5 protein-coding genes are annotated in these 3,451 nt (G+C 78.1%); all 5 read left to right on the forward strand.

Translation table 11 applies throughout. The annotated features are described in order from the left end of the window. A partial coding sequence (locus ACTUAL_RS20590; protein ID WP_440901393.1) for a helix-turn-helix domain-containing protein occupies positions 1–770 on the forward strand: 770 nt, incomplete at its 5' end. A 263-nt stretch (positions 771–1,033) separates the two neighbouring features. Then, positions 1,034–2,302: a cytochrome P450 family protein gene (locus ACTUAL_RS20595; RefSeq protein ID WP_440901394.1), complete on the forward strand. Its 1,269-nt coding sequence runs from the start codon at positions 1,034–1,036 to the stop codon at positions 2,300–2,302. A 107-nt stretch (positions 2,303–2,409) separates the two neighbouring features. Next, positions 2,410–2,772, forward strand: a complete 363-nt coding sequence (locus ACTUAL_RS20600; RefSeq protein ID WP_440901395.1) for a YidH family protein — start codon at positions 2,410–2,412, stop codon at positions 2,770–2,772. A 6-nt stretch (positions 2,773–2,778) separates the two neighbouring features. Continuing rightward, positions 2,779–3,117 (forward strand): DUF202 domain-containing protein, encoded by a 339-nt coding sequence (locus ACTUAL_RS20605; RefSeq protein ID WP_096493768.1) that lies wholly within the window; start codon positions 2,779–2,781, stop codon positions 3,115–3,117. Between the two features lie 106 nt (positions 3,118–3,223). Then, positions 3,224–3,451, forward strand: a 228-nt coding sequence (locus ACTUAL_RS20610; RefSeq protein ID WP_440901396.1) for a hypothetical protein, incomplete at its 3' end; no start/stop codon positions are given.

Below are 3,451 nucleotides of genomic sequence, written 5' to 3' on the forward strand. Positions count from 1 at the left end.
GCGACCTGGCCGTGCTGCGCCTGCTCACGCCCGCGCCGGACCTGCTGACCCCGCCCGAGCAGGCGCACGGCCTCGCCGCCGGGCTGGACGCGGTGCGGGCCACGCCGCCGCGCAGGGCCAGGGCCGAGCTGGGTCGGTCGCGGCTGCCGGGGCTGGTGGCGCACGGTGGGGCGGACGCGCTGGGCGAGCTGGCGGAGTGCCTGCGCAGGCTGCACGCCAAGCTGGTCGAGCCGCACGCGGGCGTGGTGGCCGAGAGCGCCGCCGCCGACCGGGCGCGGCGGGCCCGCGACCTGGTGGACGGGGGCGTGCACGCGCTGCTGGCCGGGCTGGGCCCGCACGTGCGGTGGCGGCCACCGGTGCTGGAGGTCGCGCACTGCGCCGACCGGGAGGTGCGGCTCGCCGGGCGGGGGCTGCGGCTGGTGCCGTCGTACTTCTGCCGCACCCCGGTGACGCTGGCCGACCCGGAGCTGCCGCCGGTGCTGGTGCACCCCCTGGACGAGGGCGACCGGTGGAGCGGGGGCGCGGCGCCGGGGCTGGACGCGCTGCTCGGGCCGACCCGGTGCGCGGTGCTGGAGTGCGCGCGGGCCGGGGCGAGCACGACCGAGCTGGCGCGTCGGGTGGGCACGTCGGCGGCGTCGGCGAGCAGGCACGCGTCGGTGCTGCGGGAGGCGGGACTGCTGCGCACGAGCAGGCGACGCGGGCAATCCCTGCACACCGCGACCGCGCTGGGCCGCTCGCTGCTGGCTGCGGCGGGCGAACGGGGGCGGTGAGGCGGGGCGGCGAAGGAGCAGAGTTGTTGGCGTGCCGGGGGTTCGTGTTCGCGCGGGTTCCCGGCGCCCTGCTCCACCCGTGCGCCGCCGAACTCTCGGTAAGCGCTTTCCTGCATATCCGCGAACGGTTCCGGTCACCTTCCGGCGCCATTCCAGGCGAGCGGCGGCGCGTGGTCGGTCGATCGGCCCTCACGCCCGCGCCTCGGGCGGCACTAGCGTGAGTCCGGCCCCGCTCGTGCCGATCCCGCACCGGAGGCCCCGCCATGACGGCTCACGACGAGACGGCCCACGACGAGACGGCCCAGCAGGAAGCGCCCCACGAGGTCCGCCGCGGGCACTCGCTCGCCGAACCCCTGCACGTGCTCGACCGCACCACCCCCACGCACGAGGAGCACCGGCTGCTCAAGGAGATCGGGCCGCTCGTCCCGGTCGACGCGGACGGCGTGCGGGCCTGGGTGGCCACCACCGAGGAGGCCGCCCGCGCCGTGCTGGACGTCCGGCCCCCGCTGTCCAAGCACCCCGACGAGTGGACCGCACTGCGGCGCGGCGAGGTGCCGCCGGACTGGGCGCTGCTGCCGATGCTCACCGCGCACTCGATGATCAACCGCGACGGCGCCGAGCACCGCAGGCTGCGCGGGATCGCCGCCACCGGGTTCACCGCCAAGCGCGTCAAGGCGATGCGACCCCGCGTCACCGCGATCACCCGGCGGCTGCTGGACGAGCTGGACCCCGGTTCGCCCGTCGACCTGAAGGAGCGGTTCTGCCAGCCGCTGCCCGTGATCGTGGTGTTCGAGCTGTTCGGCATCACCGGCCGGGACGAGCTGGCGTGGTTCCACGAGCGCTACACCGCCCAGGTCGACGGGCGCTCCGGCGAGACGGCGCGGGTCGCGGCGTCGGCGCAGGTGCGGGAGGCGCTGGGCGAGCTGGTGCGGCGCAGGCGGGCCGACCCCGCCGAGGACCTGACCAGCGCACTGGTCGAGGCGGGCGCGGACGGCCGGTGCACCGACGAGGAGCTGGTCGGCACCCTGGACCTGCTCCTGCTGGCGGGCCACGAGACCACGGTGCACGCGCTGTGCAACACCGTGCACGCGCTGCTCACCCACCCGGTGCAGCTCGCGGCGGCGCTGGCGGGCGAGCACCCGTGGTCGCACGTGGCGGAGGTGGGGCTGCGCTGGAACGGCCCGGTGCGCGGGCTGCGGGCGCGCTACGCGGCGCGGGACGTGGTGGTGGCGGGCGCGCTGGTGCGGCGCGGCGAGCCGATCCTGGTGTCGCTGGCGGGCGCGAACCGGGACGGCGCGCCGTTCGACCTGTCGCCGCCGCAGGGCGCCGGGCACATCGGGTTCGGGGTGGGCGCGCACCTCTGCCTCGGCGCGGCGCTGGCCAGGCAGGAGCTGGAGATCGCGCTGGGCGAGCTGTTCGGCCGCTTCCCGAGGCTGCGGCTGGCGGTGCCGGAGGCCCGGCTGCGGCTGCTGGGGTCGACGGTGGTCAACGGGCTGGAGGAGCTGCCGGTGCTGCTGGAGCCGGGGGCCTGACACCGGGGTCGCGGTGCGCCGTCCGGGGCCGCCCGCTGCGCCGGACGGGGCACGCCGACGTGGCATAGCATGGCGCCCGTGGAGCACAGCCCCGGCGAGGTCGCGGCGTGAGCCTGCGCCGCTTCCCGCGCGGGGTCTACGACCACGGCGCCGAACCCGACCCCCGGTTCACCCTGGCCAACGAGCGCACGTTCCTGGCCTGGATCAGGACCTCGCTGGCGCTGGTGGCGGGCGGGGTGGCGCTGGAGGCGCTGCACGTGCCGATCCACCCCTGGCTGCGGCTGGCCGCGTCCCTGGCGCTGCTGGTGCTGGGCCTGGTCGTGCCGCCGCTGGCCTGGCGGGGGTGGGCCGCCGCCGAGCGGGCGATGCGGCGCGGCGAGCCGCTGCCCTCGTCCGGGGTGCTGCTGCCGCTGGTGGTCGGGGTGGCGGCGGTGGCGCTGCTGCTGGTGCTGGGCACGGTCCTGCGGTGACCCGCCGTGGTTGAGCGCGCCCGGTTCGACCCCGGCCTGCAACCCGAGCGGACCCTGCTGGCGTGGCGGCGCACCGTGCTCGCGGTGGCCGCGACGGCGCTGGTGTCGCTGCGGGTGCTGCCTCCGGTGCTGGGCGCGTGGTCGCTGGCCGTGGGGCCGGTGTTCCTGGTGGTGTGCGCGGCGCTGTGGGCGCTGGCGGAACGGCGCTCGGCCCGCGCCTACCGGGCGCTGCTGGCGCACGAGCGCCCCGAGCTGCCGGGCGCGGGCCCGCTGCTCGGCCTCACCGCGCTGGTGGTGGCCGTCGCGCTGGTGGCCCTGGTGTGGGCGCTGCCCGCGCACTCCTGAGCCCCCGCAGGCCATCCCGAACCCGCGCGGCCCCCGGCGGACGCCCGGCCGCCCCCGGCGCGCCGTGGCGTCGGGGGAGAGCGGCGGCGCGCGGGAGGACTCGGGCGTGGATGCCCTCGTCGACGCCCAGGTGGTCCTGGCCGCCCAGGCGGGCGACCCCGACGCGGTGCGCGGCCACGTGCGCGGGCGCCGCCCGGCGCTGCCGCTGGACGCGCTGCCCCAGACCACCGCGCCCGGCCAGGACCTCGCCGAGCGCACGGCGAACCGGATGGGCCAGGTCACCGAGTCGCGCGAGGTGCTAGACGCCACCCGCTGGCGCCCGCCCGCCGACCGG

The organism is Actinosynnema sp. (assembly GCF_052038725.1).

Coding starts and splice junctions, on each gene's coding strand:
- ACTUAL_RS20595 (WP_440901394.1), top strand. CDS start 1,034: ATGACGGCTCACGACGAGACGGCCCACGACGAGACGGCCCAGCAGGAA.